This window comes from Sphingobacteriia bacterium, assembly GCA_017304685.1.
In the GTDB taxonomy this organism is placed as follows: Bacteria; Pseudomonadota; Alphaproteobacteria; order Rickettsiales; family 33-17; genus JAFKLR01.
Window position 1 is genome coordinate 368,358 of record JAFKLR010000003.1, and the last position, 15,882, is coordinate 384,239.

General features: G+C 29.1%; 12 protein-coding genes. 8 read left to right on the forward strand and 4 right to left on the reverse strand.

The window, feature by feature from the left end:
* Positions 1–11: 11 nt before the first annotated feature.
* The 4 genes from J0H68_01740 (at position 12) to J0H68_01755 (ending at position 6,999) form a co-directional block, all read left to right on the forward strand.
* On the forward strand, positions 12–2,390 hold the full coding sequence (locus J0H68_01740; GenBank protein ID MBN8827411.1) for a phenylalanine--tRNA ligase subunit beta: 2,379 nt from the start codon (positions 12–14) through the stop codon (positions 2,388–2,390).
* A gap of 462 nt (positions 2,391–2,852) precedes the next feature.
* Entirely contained in the window at positions 2,853–3,110 is a 258-nt protein-coding gene (locus J0H68_01745) for a hypothetical protein (protein MBN8827412.1), read from the forward strand.
* 151 nt (positions 3,111–3,261) lie between these two features.
* Positions 3,262–3,861, forward strand: a complete 600-nt coding sequence (locus J0H68_01750; GenBank protein MBN8827413.1) for a hypothetical protein — start codon at positions 3,262–3,264, stop codon at positions 3,859–3,861.
* A gap of 114 nt (positions 3,862–3,975) precedes the next feature.
* Positions 3,976–6,999 (forward strand): ankyrin repeat domain-containing protein, encoded by a 3,024-nt coding sequence (locus J0H68_01755; protein ID MBN8827414.1) that lies wholly within the window; start codon positions 3,976–3,978, stop codon positions 6,997–6,999.
* 47 nt (positions 7,000–7,046) lie between these two features.
* Here J0H68_01755 and J0H68_01760 read toward each other — a convergent pair whose 3' ends face one another.
* On the reverse strand, positions 7,047–7,244 hold the full coding sequence (locus tag J0H68_01760) for a hypothetical protein (protein ID MBN8827415.1): 198 nt from the start codon (positions 7,242–7,244) through the stop codon (positions 7,047–7,049).
* A 228-nt stretch (positions 7,245–7,472) separates the two neighbouring features.
* Entirely contained in the window at positions 7,473–7,967 is a 495-nt protein-coding gene (locus tag J0H68_01765) for a hypothetical protein (protein MBN8827416.1), read from the reverse strand.
* Between the two features lie 182 nt (positions 7,968–8,149).
* Here J0H68_01765 and lepA point away from each other — a divergent pair, with 182 nt between their 5' ends.
* The 3 genes from lepA to J0H68_01780 all read left to right on the forward strand — a co-directional run bounded on the left by lepA (position 8,150) and on the right by J0H68_01780 (position 11,956).
* Positions 8,150–9,958: an elongation factor 4 gene (gene lepA, locus J0H68_01770; protein ID MBN8827417.1), complete on the forward strand. Its 1,809-nt coding sequence runs from the start codon at positions 8,150–8,152 to the stop codon at positions 9,956–9,958.
* 171 nt (positions 9,959–10,129) lie between these two features.
* The gene (locus J0H68_01775) at positions 10,130–11,572 is read left to right on the forward strand and encodes a hypothetical protein (GenBank protein MBN8827418.1); all 1,443 of its coding nucleotides are present in this window, start codon (positions 10,130–10,132) and stop codon (positions 11,570–11,572) included.
* Between the two features lie 75 nt (positions 11,573–11,647).
* On the forward strand, positions 11,648–11,956 hold the full coding sequence (locus J0H68_01780) for a hypothetical protein (protein MBN8827419.1): 309 nt from the start codon (positions 11,648–11,650) through the stop codon (positions 11,954–11,956).
* 73 nt (positions 11,957–12,029) lie between these two features.
* Here the strand turns inward: J0H68_01780 and J0H68_01785 are convergent, their stop codons facing one another.
* The gene (locus tag J0H68_01785) at positions 12,030–13,166 is read right to left on the reverse strand and encodes an ankyrin repeat domain-containing protein (protein MBN8827420.1); all 1,137 of its coding nucleotides are present in this window, start codon (positions 13,164–13,166) and stop codon (positions 12,030–12,032) included.
* A gap of 332 nt (positions 13,167–13,498) precedes the next feature.
* Here J0H68_01785 and J0H68_01790 point away from each other — a divergent pair, with 332 nt between their 5' ends.
* Positions 13,499–14,434, forward strand: a complete 936-nt coding sequence (locus J0H68_01790; GenBank protein ID MBN8827421.1) for a hypothetical protein — start codon at positions 13,499–13,501, stop codon at positions 14,432–14,434.
* A gap of 81 nt (positions 14,435–14,515) precedes the next feature.
* Here J0H68_01790 and J0H68_01795 read toward each other — a convergent pair whose 3' ends face one another.
* Positions 14,516–15,649 carry a branched-chain amino acid transport system II carrier protein gene (locus tag J0H68_01795; protein ID MBN8827422.1) on the reverse strand — a complete coding sequence of 378 codons (1,134 nt, stop codon included), beginning with the start codon at positions 15,647–15,649 and terminating at the stop codon, positions 14,516–14,518.
* Between the last annotated feature and the right edge of the window lie 233 nt (positions 15,650–15,882).

Genomic DNA, 15,882 nt, shown 5'->3' on the forward strand with positions numbered 1-15,882 from the left:
TAGAGGATAGGATGCGCATTACCTTAAATTGGCTGAAAAAATTTTTAGATACATCAAATTCATTAGAAGAAATTATTGATGGCTTATTCAAATTAGGCTTAGAAGTTGAAGAAACAATCGACTACCGTAAATCTCATGCGCCTTTTATTGTGGCTGAAATTACTCATGCAGAAAAACATCCAAATGCCGATTCGCTAAGAAAATGTAAGGTTAATAATGGTAAAGAAACCATTGATATTGTATGTGGAGCTCCAAATGCTAGAAGTGGCATTAAAGTTGTTTTAGCACCAGTTGGAACTTCAATACCTTTAAATGGTATGGTAATTAAAGAGTCAAGTATTCGCGGTGAAAAAAGCCAAGGAATGTTATGTTCAAGTGAAGAGCTTTGCTTAGGGAAAGATTCTGAGGGGATTATTGAACTTGGTGATGATGCAATTCCTGGCATGAGCTTTATTGAATATGCCGGTTTGAATGATGTTGTAATTGATATTTCTATAACTCCTAACAGAGCAGATTGTTTAGGTGTATATGGTATTGCTAGAGATTTAGCAGCATTAGGTTTAGGCACTTTAAAGCCAATTTCAATTCCAGAAATTAAAGGTAACTTTAATTCTCCAATAAATGTTAAAATAGAAAACAATGAAGAGTGTAAGTATTTTGTTGGCAGATATATTAAAAATGTTCAAAATCAAGTTTCACCAACATGGCTTGTTAATTTACTAACGCTTGTTGGGCAAAAGCCAATTTCGGCAATTGTTGACATTACAAATTATATTAATTTAAGCTTTGCTCGCCCCCTTCATGCTTATGATGCAAGTAAACTTAAAGGAGATGTAATTGTTAAAAGAGCGAAAAATGAGGAAAGTTTTCCAGCTTTAAATGATGAAGTTTACGAACTTACTTCTCAAATGACTGTTGTTGCTGATAGTGAAAAAGCTCATGCGATTGCAGGTGTTATAGGTGGTAAGGAAAGTGCAACTGAATTTACAACAAAAGAAATATTTTTAGAAGCAGCAATTTTCCCAAGAGAAACAGTAATTGCTTCAGGCAGAAAACTTCAAATTGATACTGATTCAAGATATCGTTTTGAAAGATTTGTTGATCATGAATTTACAAAAACAGGGCTTGATCTTGCAGCACAAATGGTTCAAGAAATTTGTGGTGGGGAAATTAGTGAAGCGGTTGAAATTGGTAGCTCAAAATATGAAGCTCCAACTATTGTTTTTGAAGCATCCAATATTGAAAAATACTTAGGTTTAAGGCTTGGTTGTCCTGAAATTATTAAAATATTTGAAAGTCTTGGCTTTAAATTAGACAAAACTGACCCGCTTAAAGTTACTCCGCCATCTTGGAGACAAGATATTACAATTAAAGAAGATTTAATTGAGGAAATTGCAAGAATTAAAGGGTTTGATCAAATCCCAGAGCTTCCACTTCCTGGTATGGAAAAGTTACCGCAAAGTGCGATGGATAATAGAAAAAGATCTTATTCTGTAATTAGAAAAATATGCGCTTCTCGTGGACTTCATGAGGCAGTTACTTGGTCATTTATGCATTCTAAAATTGCTAAAATGTTTAGTGATGAAGAGCATATTAAGCTTATAAATCCAATTAGTAGTGAACTTGATTGTATGAGAAAATCAATTATTCCAAATTTACTTGGAATAATAAGAAATAATGAAGCTAGAAGCATGTTTGATATGTGTGTATTTGAAATGGGGACTGTGTTCAATGATTCTGCACCGGATGCTCAACCTCAAATGCTTGCAATTGCAAGAGCAGGAATGCTTGATAGATCTCATTATAAAGGTCAAAATAAATATGATGCGCTTTCAGTTAAAGCAGATTTAATAGCAATTTTAGCAGAATATAATTTAGCTGAAAATATTAGAATTGATTTAGAAGTACCCAAATATTATCATCCTGCTAAATCAGGTAGAATATCGTTAGGCAGAGATGTATTAGGTTATTTTGGTGAATTACATCCAAAACTTGCAAAAGATATGGGAATTAAACAAAATGTAGCGATTGCTGAAGTTTTTGTTGATAAAATTCCTTTACCTAAATCTAAAGCGGGTTATAAAGGCGTGCTTAAGCTTTCAGATTTCCAACCGGTTGAACGTAGGTTCTCGTTTATTATTAATGATGAAGTAAACGTAGGAAATATGGTTATTGAAGCTAGGAAAATTGATAAAAACCTTATTAAAGAAGTAAAGCTTTTTGATTATGTGACAAGCTTACCTATTTTAAAAGAAGGTGAAAAAATAGCAGGGCTTGCAGTTACATTACAATCGGATAAGGAAACGCTTTCCGGTGAACAAATTGAAGGTATTTATAAAAGAATTATTGAATCAGTTGAAAAACTTGGCGCTAAATTTAGGGAAGTATAAGTTTTGATAGAATACACCCTTGGATTTACCAATTTTATTATTTGATTGGTTTGAATGGGTAAATTCTTAGGAGAGGAGAGTGGAAAACCTTATTACCTTGAATGCTAAAGAAATATATATTTATATATTATTTAGTAGGTTTAAGTATAGGCTAGCCTATTTTAATCAAATTAAAACCTTATAAACCATCGCGCAATGGGTTACTTTTATTCCTTACAGTAATTTGGTTAAAAAATGTAAGTTTAAAAAGTGTTGTTATAATAACAATCTGAAAATTTTCTGTCAAATTTCGGGACAACTTTTTATGTATATTAAATCAGTAGTTTAGTTAATTCTTTTAAAATTTGTTTGGGAATTTTGAATTATAAGTCAACTTTAGGTTGTTTTAACGTTTAAGATCAGATTGACTTTTAACTAAATCTTAACTATATTGAAAGTTATTTATTTAATATAGAGAAACTCATGACTAAACGTAATAAAAACACTTTAAAATCTAAAACTAAGCTTTTTTTTAAGGAAGCATTTCATCTATTACTGTTATTAACTCTTCCAAGTTTAGCATGTTATTGTGTAACAATGTTAGGAGGACATCTTTTCTTTTCAGTAAAATCTTTATCAGAATCGGCAATAAGTTATTTTAATACTGGAAGTAATAATCGTAAAACCTTTGAAACAGCAATCGAGAAAGGAAGTGACCTTGTTAAAAAGGTGCTAGTTTAAATAATTTATTTTAAAATTTCTATATATCAGTAGTTTTTAATTGTTGTAACTATTAATTTACTTTTCAGAGTTTTTTATTTGACTTCTAAAAAGATTAGAGTAAAAACTAACTTCATTAACCTTTTATTAACTATTTATTAAGATAATTATTATGGCAAAAGTTACTATTCGCAATTTAGTTGCTGAATTTATTGATATTGAAATGAACAGCGAAATGCGTATTGAAGCTGTGCGAAACCTCAGATTGCAAGATTTAAGAAATATTTTAGAAAGCTCAAAATTTGAGAAATCGCTTTTAACTTATCCTAATTCAATTGGTTATAATATATTACATCATGCGATTGTTAGTGGTGACCCAAGAATAATTGAGTATGTATTTAGTCGTATGAAAGTTTATCAAATTGATATAACTAAACTTATAACTAACAGTGGTGATAATATTTTCCACATAGCAAGTTATTTTTCCTCAGACAAAGAAAATGAAAATCCAAATGGCTTTGTTAATTTAGTTAAAATATGTAAAAAATATAATATCGATTTTATAGCAATGATAAAATCACGAAATTATAAGGGTAAAACTCCAGTAGAATGTTTAGAAGGAAAAGGTTTTGAAATTTTTGTGAGATATTTACAAGATACTTATGCAATGCCAAAAACCTCACGTTCTATGGTTGAAGAGGCTTTAAGAGGAATGATTCTACCTGAAATGGTTACAGAAAAAATTTCGCCAAAACTTTTTTCTAAATTATAGTTAATTATATTTTATTTAAAAATATTTTTTTAAACCATTGATTGTTAAAAAATAATTGATAAACTCCTGTAAAATTAATTAGAGGTTATATCTTTAATCATTGGACTTTTCATTATGAAAGAAAAAGAAAAAGAATTTTTGCTTGCTGTAAAAAAAGGCGATTTTGAAAAAGTTGAAGAATTACTTAGAGAAAATAAAGAAGAATTGATTAACATAAAAGCTCCTTTTAGTGAGGAGGAACGTCTTGTAAAAAATATGAGCAATCGTTTGCCTGAAGGTTATACTGCTCTTCATTTAGCTGTTCAACATATTAGTAATGATAATCCAAATAAAGAAAAAATTGTAAACCTACTTTTAGAAAGCGGGGCCAATGTTGATGAAACTATCTCAAACCGTAAAACTCCTTTACATTTAGCCGTTGTATGGGCGACCGACTCTATAATAAAAATATTAGTAGATAAAGGCGCAGATGTTAATAAGCGTGATAATAAAAAACAAACGCCAATTCATCTTACAATAAGCTTAAACCGGCCACGCATATTAGAAATTTTATTAAATTCTAATAATGTTAATTTGCTTACTTTAGATAACAATAACGATAAAAATACCTATTTGCATCTGGCTGTACAAGCAAGAAACATTGAAATGGTTGAAGCGCTTTTAAAACATCAAGCTAAAGGTAAAAATTTTGTAAATAAGAAAAATAATATAGAATATACAGCTTTGTTCATAGCAGCGGATAGAGGTGAAGTGAATACTTATATTGATGGCAATGGAGTAACTTCAGTAAAATCAAGTGTAAGCGATGAGGAAAAACAAGATAGACTTAATTATATGAAATTATTAATTTTATATGGTGCAGATCCTGAAATTAAAAATCCTGTACGCACCTCATTTGAAAGAGTGATTGAAGAAGATGATAGAAAGCAAATAGAAAGTTTTTATAAAAGTTTAAAGCTTTTAAAGATTGAAAATGATTTTAGTTTTTATAAAGGTTTAAAGCTTTTAGAAATTGCAAATGATTTTGAATCTAGGGATTACGATCTAATGATTAAATTATTATATGAAGGAGCCAATGTGAATATTCTGGGTCCTTTACATGATGAAAAATATAAAGGTACAGTCCTTCATCACATGATTTTGCGCTGGAATGCTTATTCAGAAAATTCAAATTTACTTGAAGAAGATCGTATAAAAATAAAAGAAATATGTGAGCTTATAATTATAAACCCTAATCATGGGTCATATATTGAAGATTCAAATCAACAACTTGCAACGCAACTTGCGAAGCATCATGGAATTGACTGGTTAGGTGACATGATGAAAAGTGTAGTTGAAGAGCAAAAAGATTCAAGTGATGATAAAAATGAAAAAATTCTCAACTGGATAATTGATGAAATAAATAATTATCCCCCAATTAGAGATGATTATATATTTTTTGCTATAAAAAAGAATCATATTAAATTTATGGAAGTGTGGATTACTGAAGTTAATAAAACACTTCAAGGCGATATTACTGAACGATTAAAAAACGCAATAATAGACAGACTTACCAATTTTTTTCATTTTGCACTTCAGCAGGAAAAATTTGACTTAATTAAGCTTTTTATTGAAAAAGGTGTTGAATTAGAAAGAAGAGTTTCACATAAAAATGCTATAAAGGGAAATGCTTTTGAAATAGCAGAAACTATATCTGATCAAAAAATAAAAGATTATTTAAATTTATTAAAATATAATATTCAGCTTAATCAAAGCGCAACTGATGGTGAATTTGAAGAATTTAAAAAAATATTAGAAGCTAAAGAAGAATTACTTAAAAATAATCCTGAATTTAAAGATCAGTTTAATTGGAGTTTAATTTTAGAAAAGGCGGTAAAAGGTAATGATAAAAATAAAGATGAAGCAGGGAATATAAATATATTAGAATATGCTTTATCTAAAATAGGTTATAAAACAAAAATTGAGAATCCTTTATTACCATTTACATTAGTAAAATTAGCTGTAGATTTAAAAAGACCTCAAACTTTAAAAGCATTATTTGATTTTAAAGTTGAAGAAAATTATTTTGTTAATCCTAGCGATTTACAATCTGAAGGAAAATTAGGAGACTATCTATTACATGCAGCTGTAAAAGAATGGCAGTATGAAATAGTTAAGTTACTTATTGAAAAAGGAAAAATTGATGTAAATTCAATGTTACTTGGATCACAATTTACCCCTCTTCAAATTGCAATTTTTTCAACTAAAAATAAGCCCGTACAAGCTGAAACACGAATAAAAATAATTGATTTATTACTTTTGCAGGAAAATCTCGAAATTAATAAACAAATGGAGTTTGAGGGTAAGCCTCATCAAACTGCTGCGCACTTAGCAGCTTCACTTAATGACAGTGAAATGCTTAAAAAACTAATTGATAAAGGTGCAGATTTAACAATTAAAGATGTAAATGGTGAAACTCCATTTGATTTAATAAAAGATAATGCAGTTAAAGAAGAAATTGAAAAATACATTAAGGGAAATAAATTTGAAGCAGAGCCTGAGTTACCTTTACCTCACGAAGTAACACCAGATTCTCCTAAGCCTTCATTTTCCTTAAATCCACCTTCACCACCTCAAAGCCCAATTATTGCGCCAACAGAGAAATCATCTAATAAGACGCAAGAAGGTGAAAGTTTTGATTTATCATCTGGCGAGAAATTAACCGAGGAAAGTGAAAATAAGGATGCAACAAAGAAAGAACCTTCATATGCTCCACTTACTGCGCATCAATTGCCTGATATTAAATCAGGTCCATCTTCACCTGCTAGTCTCAGTACAAGTAAAGAAGGAATAGCTTCAGGTGCAAGTTCTGCTCCGCAACAAAAAGAATTTGATACACCTCCTGTTACTCCACGTGATGATAAAAAATCATTGCTCACTAAAGTACTTATTGGTTTAGCAATAATAGGTGGGCTTGGCCTGCTTATGTATTTCACAAGAGCAGATAAAAAATTAGTTGATTGGTTTAAATCGACAAAACTATCCAATATTAAGGATAGATTTATTGTTAATAACAAAGGTGTTGAAGCAAACATTAGCGTGAGAGAGAAAGTAAGTCTTCCAAAAGCTAGTGTTAATGTGGAAGTAAGAAAATCTTAAAGGTTGAAAAGCCTGGGTTTTATTCTAGACTCAGGCTTTTTGTTTTCTTATTTTAGTCCGTGACTTCTTCGAGTATAGGTACTTTTTATTTTTTCTTCGTTTAATCTAAATCCAAATTTATTTTTGTTAATTGATAGATATTGAAAAATTTTTAAAATATCTTCAAGAGGTAAAAGTCCTTTGAAACTTTCTAGTGATTTTATTCCTAAAGATCTAAGTAATATTTCAGCATGTAATATTTTCATTTTTACATATATTTATTGTAGATAGTGTTGTTTCAAACCTGCATTCTTTTCGCCAGTAAAAAATTTACTTAAGTATTTATCAAGATATTTAATGTCATTAAGGGTAATTTTTGATTTATAGTCAGGTTTTTCAAATTTTTTCAATAGTTCTGAAATTGCAAAATTTCTTTGTGTAGCTTCTGATACTAGCCATTGATTTGAGTAAGTTGTTTCGGTAGCATAGCACCCCTATAAATACTTATGGTCAAAGTTAAGTAAAAACACATGGCTATCAATAGCTTTAGCTAAATATTTTCCTTGTTCACCACTAAAATCTAAGCTTGTCATAGATATGTGAGTAAGATTCGTGTTCGATTTAATTAAATTTGTAAAGGCAAGTTGTAAAGATTCTGACGATTCTATTTCAAGCCCATTTATGCTAAGGTACGTAATTTGAGGATGCGTTTCTAAAACTTTAGCTAAGTCAGGAATATATTTTGAAGTTATCCCAGTATCAGTTAAAGTTAACATTTGTATTGTTTTGTTAACTTTAAGCATTTCAATAATTGTTTGTAAGTCAGTATCCTTAATTTTAATATAAAGGATGTTTAAAGATTTTACAGAAGTATTCGATTTTAACGCTTCACATAAAAGTGTAATTTCTTCTGTGCTAACATTTTTATTTACTAAATGTAAATTTGTAAGTGTATTATCTTTAATTTGCTGTAGTAAGCTATCTAACATTTTATTCTCCTTTCATTAAATGGCTTGCAAAATACATATACCACTTAAAACTGTCAAAATTATAATTATTCAATTGGCTGAAGAAACAGAAAGAAGAAGGTAAGTAAATAGATAAATATTGCAATTATCAGGCTAATATAATATATGTTTTTCTAAATAAATTAATTTAAAAAAAGCTTATAATGGTAGATATTACAAAAATCCGCAATTTTTCAATTGTTGCCCATATTGACCACGGAAAATCAACTCTTGCTGACCGTATTATTGAATTTTGTGGTGGCCTTGAAAAACGTGAAATGAGTGAACAAGTCCTTGATTCAATGGATATTGAAAAGGAAAGAGGTATTACCATTAAAGCTCAAACCGTAAGGCTTAATTATAAACATAATAATGAAAACTATATTATTAACCTAATGGATACACCAGGACATGTAGATTTTGCTTATGAAGTAAGTAGGTCACTTGCAGCGTGTGAAGGCTCACTACTTGTTGTTGATGCAAGCCAAGGTGTCGAAGCACAAACACTTGCAAACGTTTACCAAGCTATTGAAGCAAATCATGAAATTGTTCCGGTATTAAATAAAATTGATTTACCGGCGGCTGAGCCTGACAAAGTTAAACAACAAATTGAAGATGTAATTGGCCTTGATGCTAAAGATGCGCTTTTAATTTCAGCTAAAAGTGGTATTGGTATTAAAGAAGTTTTAGACGCTATTTGTGAACGCCTACCGTCACCAAAAGGTGATGCTAATAAACCACTTAAAGCATTGCTTGTTGATAGTTGGTACGATACATATTTAGGCGTAATTATTCTTGTACGTGTATTTGATGGAGTACTTAAAAAAGGTGCCAAAATTAAAACAATGTCAAATGGGGTTACTCACCTTGTTGATTCAGTTGGTTTTTTTACTCCAAAAAAAGTTTACAAAGATACACTTGAAGCAGGAGAGGTGGGCTTTATTACTGCTTCAATTAAACAAGTTTCTGATTGTAAAGTTGGTGATACTATTACTGAAGAAAGAAATCCGTGTGCGGAAGCCTTAGCAGGATTTAAACCAAGTTTACCGGTAGTATTTTGTGGACTTTACCCGTCTGAAGCATCTGACTTTGAGAATTTAAAAGAATCGCTTGCGAAACTACGCCTTAATGATGCAAGTTTTGAATTTGAAGTTGAAACTTCATCTGCACTAGGTTTTGGATTTAGATGTGGCTTCCTAGGATTATTACACCTTGAAATTATTCAAGAAAGGTTAGAAAGAGAATTTAACCTTGATCTGATTACTACCGCACCAAGCGTAATTTATAATATTCATTTGATAAATGGGGAAGTTGTAACATTACATAACCCTGCTGATATGCCAGACCCTGTTAAAATTGATTTTATGGAAGAACCATGGATTAAAGCAACTATTATGGTTCCAGATCAATATTTAGGGGCAGTACTTGCACTTTGCACAGAAAAACGTGGTGTGCAAATGGATATGACATATGTTGGTAATAGAGTAATGCTTGTTTACCGTTTACCTCTTAATGAAATAGTATTCGATTTTTACGATCGCTTGAAATCATGTTCACGTGGATATGCAAGTTTTGACTGGCATATGGATGGGTATGAACAAAGTAGCCTTGTAAAACTTAGCATTCTTGTTAATGGTGAAGCTGTTGATGCGCTATCATGTATTGTTCACCGTACAAAAGCTGAATATAGAGGTAGAGAGCTTTGTAACAGACTTAAAGACCTTGTCCCAAGGCAAATGTTTCAAATTGCAATTCAAGCTGCTATTGGTGGAAAAATTATTGCACGTGAAACAGTTAAAGCTCTTCGTAAAGACGTTCTTGCTAAATGTTATGGTGGTGATATTACGCGTAAACGTAAATTGCTTGAAAAGCAAAAAGAAGGTAAGAAGAAGATGCGTCAAATTGGTAATATTGAAATTCCAAAATCTGCCTTTATTGCAGCACTTAGAATTAGTGATGAGAATAATAACTAATAAATTACATTTTATTAAGCTAAATTTTTAGAAGCTAAAGGAGAAGACTCTTTTAGCTTCTTTTCATTTATACATCAAAATAAATTTCATTAAAAAATTAAAATTTATTTACCTTTAAGAATTAAATTGATATATTAGTTACATAAAGGTTAAATTTTTAATTAAAATAAAATGAAAGAAACTCGTTTTCCTGATTATCATTCGTATATATTTAACGAAAAAACTAAATCAGCAATTATCAGTGGTAAAATAACTGGTTTTATTGAAATTGTAGAATTTGAATTTGCTTTCATTAAAAAAAGTAAACTTACTAAAAAGGTGAAAGAGGCTGTTGAAATAAAAAAAAGGTTAAGTAATAAAGAAGAAGCAGATCCTGAAATTCCTGTTTACCGGAATGGTTTGACTCCTAAAGATCTGATGATTGCAATTGCTTCAAATCCTGAAATTATAGGGCTTAGAATTAATCACTGTGAATATGCTTTAAAACATGATTTGGAAGGGTTTGCTTCAATTATAAATCTTACGAATTTAAAAGTTCTTAACCTAATGTATAATTGTTTAGAATGCGATAATATCAAAATTCTTACAAAGTCGCTAAAAACTAATAAAAAATTAAAGGTCTTGCATCTTTCAGAAAATAAAATAGGCAATGAGGGAGCTAGAGCTATCGCTGGTTTTCTTAAAAAAAATCAGTGTCTTCAAATATTGTTAATAAATAATAATAATATAGCTTATCAAGGCGGTAATACAATTGCTGGGGCTTTAAAATATAATAAAAGCTTAAATGTTATTGGCATAAAGGGAAATGGGGTAGAGTATAAAAAATTCGATAAAAGCACTGGAAAAGATGTAACTAAATTTGATTTTCTTGAAAGAAGCGTTCCTGCATTTATTGAAGCGACAAAATCAAAGAAAAGAGTAAATAATAATTTGCTACCAAATTTATTAAATATCGATTTTAATCTGACCGAAGAAGAAAATATTACAGAAGTAAAAGATAAAAGAAAATCAAAGAAAAAAAATAAAAAGGCAAATAAAGAGAAGATATTTTGTGAAAAAAAAGAAAGTGTAATACCTGGTATTATATATATCGATTGGGATTTAGGTGGTAAAGGAATTAAACTAAATTTATGTGAGGAATTAGAAAGCAATTTACTAATTAATAAGAAAAATTTTGTAGAAAATTTTTATATGAATATTTATGAATTCTATAATTTTCCTAAAGTGTATTTTAATTATTTTCTTAGTATTCTTACCCCGGTAAAGCCAGAACTTGCAAGCCCTGATTTCGAGCAATATATTGCAGAAATGAATAGAAAAAGAGTTGCTGCAACTGAACCCGAAATAAAAGAGCCAAAAACTTACAAAGAAATTGTAGAAAAAGAGAGAATAGAACCAATTAAAATTCAAAGTCCGTTTAGTCATAGGGAAGTTTATAATAGAGAAAAATATGAAAGAGAAAGAAGTATGACAATAAGTGAAATTGCCATAAAAGAACCTGTGGAAGAAAAAAATAATAATAATTTATCAACTAAAAGAAAAAAATATGAAAAAATCAGACGTAAATCTAGGGAAGTTAAAGATATACGATTAATAAATATGTTTCCAAAGTGATTAAAATAAAAATTGAAATAAATATATAAAAGACTTAAAAGAAGACTTGTAATAACTAATTTTTAGGAGATTATTATGTTACCAGTTGAGCCTCCTGTAAAACAAGCTTTGATTTTTATATGTGAAAAATGCGGTAAGAAACTTGCTCAGGAAACTAATCCTTCTGTATCAATACAACAAGATTTAAAGCAAAAATTAAGAGAGAAATTTCCTGCAAAAGAGATGAAAGCATCGCTTGTTAGTTGTTTAGGTATTTGTCCCGTTGAGCAGGTTTCTGTTGCTATTGTGCCTAATCAAAGCCAGCCTAAATATTTTACGGTTTCAAAAGATAAATTAGATAATGCTAGTGAAATTATAATGCATGAAGTCGAAGCGATAAAATAGAGGCTATAAACTAAAGCCTCTATTTTATAAAAATTACTAATTAAAAATGGGTAATTTGTGAATTATGCTTTTGCTAATTTATAGTAAAGACTTGTGATTTACTTTGGGAAGCTTTTTCTAAGAGTTTTTTAATATCATCACTTTGAGCATAATCAAATGTAGTTTTACCACTATAATCTTTAATAGTTACGCATGCTCCGAAATCTAATAACGATTTAACCATATCATATGAATTGTTTATTACAGCATAGTGAAGCGGAGTTTTGCCATCATTATCTCTAGAATTTGGGTTAGCACCTAAATTTAAAGCAAAATTGATTAAACTTTCATAACGGTTCCAAACAATTTGATGTAAAATAGTACCATTATGTTGTTCTGGATTTGGAATATTGATATTTGCTTGTAATTTATATGCTTGGAAGCTAAATAAAGAACATTCAAGCGATTCAATAAATTCCTTTTCACCTTTATAATTTCCTTTTAAATCAGATAAACCATTGTTTATCATTAAGAATAAATTGAATTTATCTTTTAGTTCTTTTAAAAGTTCAGGATTAGATATATTTTCATTAGATAGAGTTTCATTTACATATTTTAGAAACTTTCTAGGTAAAATTGTATGTTTATTTATTAAATAAAACAGTTTTTCAAAGTTTTCTATCACTAAATTTTTATAAGCATCAGTTAAGTGTAAATCTACTAATTGGTATTGGTTTGCTACAACTGAAATAGGATTATTATATAAATTAGGTCCATTAAAATTCTCTAGAAATCTTATTTGGGCTGGGCTAAGTAATGTAGGTTTTTTTGGAGTAGAAATACTAAATACTCCCATAGCTTCAAGCATTACATTCATATCATCATCGAAAGGTGTAAAATTACGTACAGGAGGAGCTGGAGGAGGAGCAATTTCACATAATTTTTCATGCAAAATGTCAATTTTTCCATAAACTGCATTTAAAATTAATTGAGAAAGTTCTGATCTTCTTATTTCTTCTTTTGAACGAGGATTCCATACATTATTTTGTTCTAAATAAGAAATAACATTACTATTTATTGGTAACTGGTCGAATATATATTCAATTACCTTTTCAAAATCATCTTTTTCAATCGCAGTTTGGTATAATTGGTTAGCTATACTTTCCTTATTAAGTTTATTACCAGTTTCGTGCTTACTTATTATATCTCTAAAATATTGTTTTTTTGACATTTAAACCACCAATTTAATTTATTAGGTTTCAGAATAGTTAAGTAAGAGTTAATTAGCAATAAAAAAATAAGGAGCAGGATGCAACTACTAAATAATAATTTTTTAAATTTTAATATAATGAAAGATTATTAAATTAGGAAGGATGTAGTTTTTAAAGTTATCATTATTCAACTAGTTTGAGCAGGTTTTTTATGATAAACTCTAACCATAAATAAATTCAAAATAATTTCTATCCTACTGATTTATTTAATAATTAAAAAAATATTTAATTATTAAATAAATTTTAACTAGTTGTTGATACCATTATTATATAACGTATAAAGGGTACCAATATGGTTAAAAATTTTGTTGATGAGTTAATTTCAGACAAAGTTATTGCAGCTTTTAACAATAATAAAGATAATTATGCAGGTTTCATAAATGAAATTAATAAAATAAAAAGAAAAGAAGCTTTAAAATATCACCCCGATAGAAATCTCGGTGTAGAAGGAATTGGTGATAAGTTTAAAATTTCTACTGCTGTATTTGATGTAATAACTAACATGAAAGAAGAAGAATTGAATAAATTTTCAACTTCAACAAGTTTTGTTAACCATATAAAAGATGCTGCAATAAAAAGCAAAGACCTTGATGAAAACCAACAGAAAATATTGTTTGGAAGTGAATATACGGAAATAAAGTTTAACAAACCACTTACACAAACAGTAAATTCAGCAATAGAAGAATTTATTACTAAAGACCTTTCAAAACATGTGAAAAAAGAGCTTATGAATAAGTATAAACTTGATAATTTAAAAGATGTTGTAAATGTTTTAAAACAAGAGTTTATTAGTGAAAATAAGCAGGAAGTTAATAATTATAAATCACTTGCAAAAGTTCAACTGGAAAAAAATGATAATCCAGTAAATTTTGAGAAAGTTAAAGAAGAGTTAAAAAAATCCTTAAAAACAGTGTATGAAAAGAATAAGAGTGAATTCTATAATAAAATGGATATCAAAGTTAAAGAAGGAAATAAGTCTTTAAATAAAACCTTTAAGGAATTTAAGAATTTCTTTAAAGACTTATTTAGTGAATTAAAGAAGGTCTTTGGTAAAAAAAGAAGTCATAATAAAACTACTAATAAAGAATATGATGATCTTACGAAAGGTGTAGGAACGGGTTTAGCTAAAATTGAAGCTAAAGCTCATGATTCTAAGGACAAAAATGAAAATAAAGAACTAGGTATTGTAAGCTTTAGTAAACCTGAAAAGGGCGGTAGAACATTTTAAAGCTAACAATAAGGCTTTTAGGTAAAATTTAATTTGTTTTTTTAAAAAGGTAAGTATGTTTGTATACCTACCTTTCTTATATTAAAAATAATTCTTTAAAACAATCAATCCAATAGTACCGTAAAAGGCTACAATTTTTAATGCTTTATATTTTTGAGTCGCAATTGAAAGAATTGTAAGCGCTATTAATCCTGGATATGTAACCTCAAGTACAGGGCTTAAAAAGGATGAAATCCCTTTAAAATCAAATAGTGAAGCAAAGAATGATGCTCCTGTTGTTAAACATAAAACTATTGGAAATTTATTGTCATTTAATTTAAATAATTTTGTTAAGTATCTTGCGTATATATTATTAAGTGCAACTGCTGTTGTAAGGCATGATAATAATATAATTATGCTTATTATTACCACTGCTTTTTCACCTAATAAATGAAAGGAAATGCTAGGTAAAATAAGTTCAGGGGTAACATCTGCCACAATAGTTTTATAATGTGCTCCTAAATATACAAAACCTAAATAAACAAAAGAAAGTAAGCTTGCCCCAATCAAACTTGATTTTAAAGCAAGCTTGATTATTCCACTTTCTGGATTATGAGTTGATTGAATTTGCTTAAACATTACTGACGAAAAGAAGAATGCTGCCAATAAGTCCATTGTTTCATAACCTTGGAAGAAACCGGTTAAAAAACTTTCTGGTTTATTAGTCACTATAGCGGTAATTTGTGGTGCTTTAATAATGCCATATATTATTAAAAAAATTAAAAAAGAAAGAAGAATAGGGGTTAACCACTTACCCAATATTGAAATCATTAGTTTGTCTTTAAGGCAAATTAGGTAGCATAATATACAATATAATAAACTAAAGCTAGAGAGCTCAATTTGTGGCCATAAATATTCTATACCACCATGAGCGACAGTTATGCAACGTGGAACAACGCCAAATGAACCTAGTAAGGATAAAGTAAAAAGTGGAAGAAAGATTTTAGTAAACTTCCCGCCTTCAGCAAAGAATGAATTATAACTTCCATTATGTAGTTTTATAACAAATAAGCCTAAAAAAGGAAGAGTTATTCCAGTAATAAAAAGTCCTAAAAAGCCCAAAAGCCAGTTCTGCCCCGTATCGATTCCGATCTTTAATGGGAAAACTAAGTTTCCAGATCCAAAAAACATGGAAAACATGGAAAATCCATAGATTAATATATCACGTTTTTTCATAAAAAAAGTTCCTTTAAATTTGTTCAATTAATAATAGGGAAATGTAAATAAGATCAATATAAATTTATGCGGCGCATCCGCCGACAATTGTAATGACCTGTGAAATATGAGAAATGTAAAAAATGGATAAGCTTAAAGGGTTTTTAGCTTTTTTAGTATTTTTAAATGTAAAAAAATACTTTTCCATAAATTATAAAGAAAGTTATTAAATATTTGTTAAGTATATCTCCTTA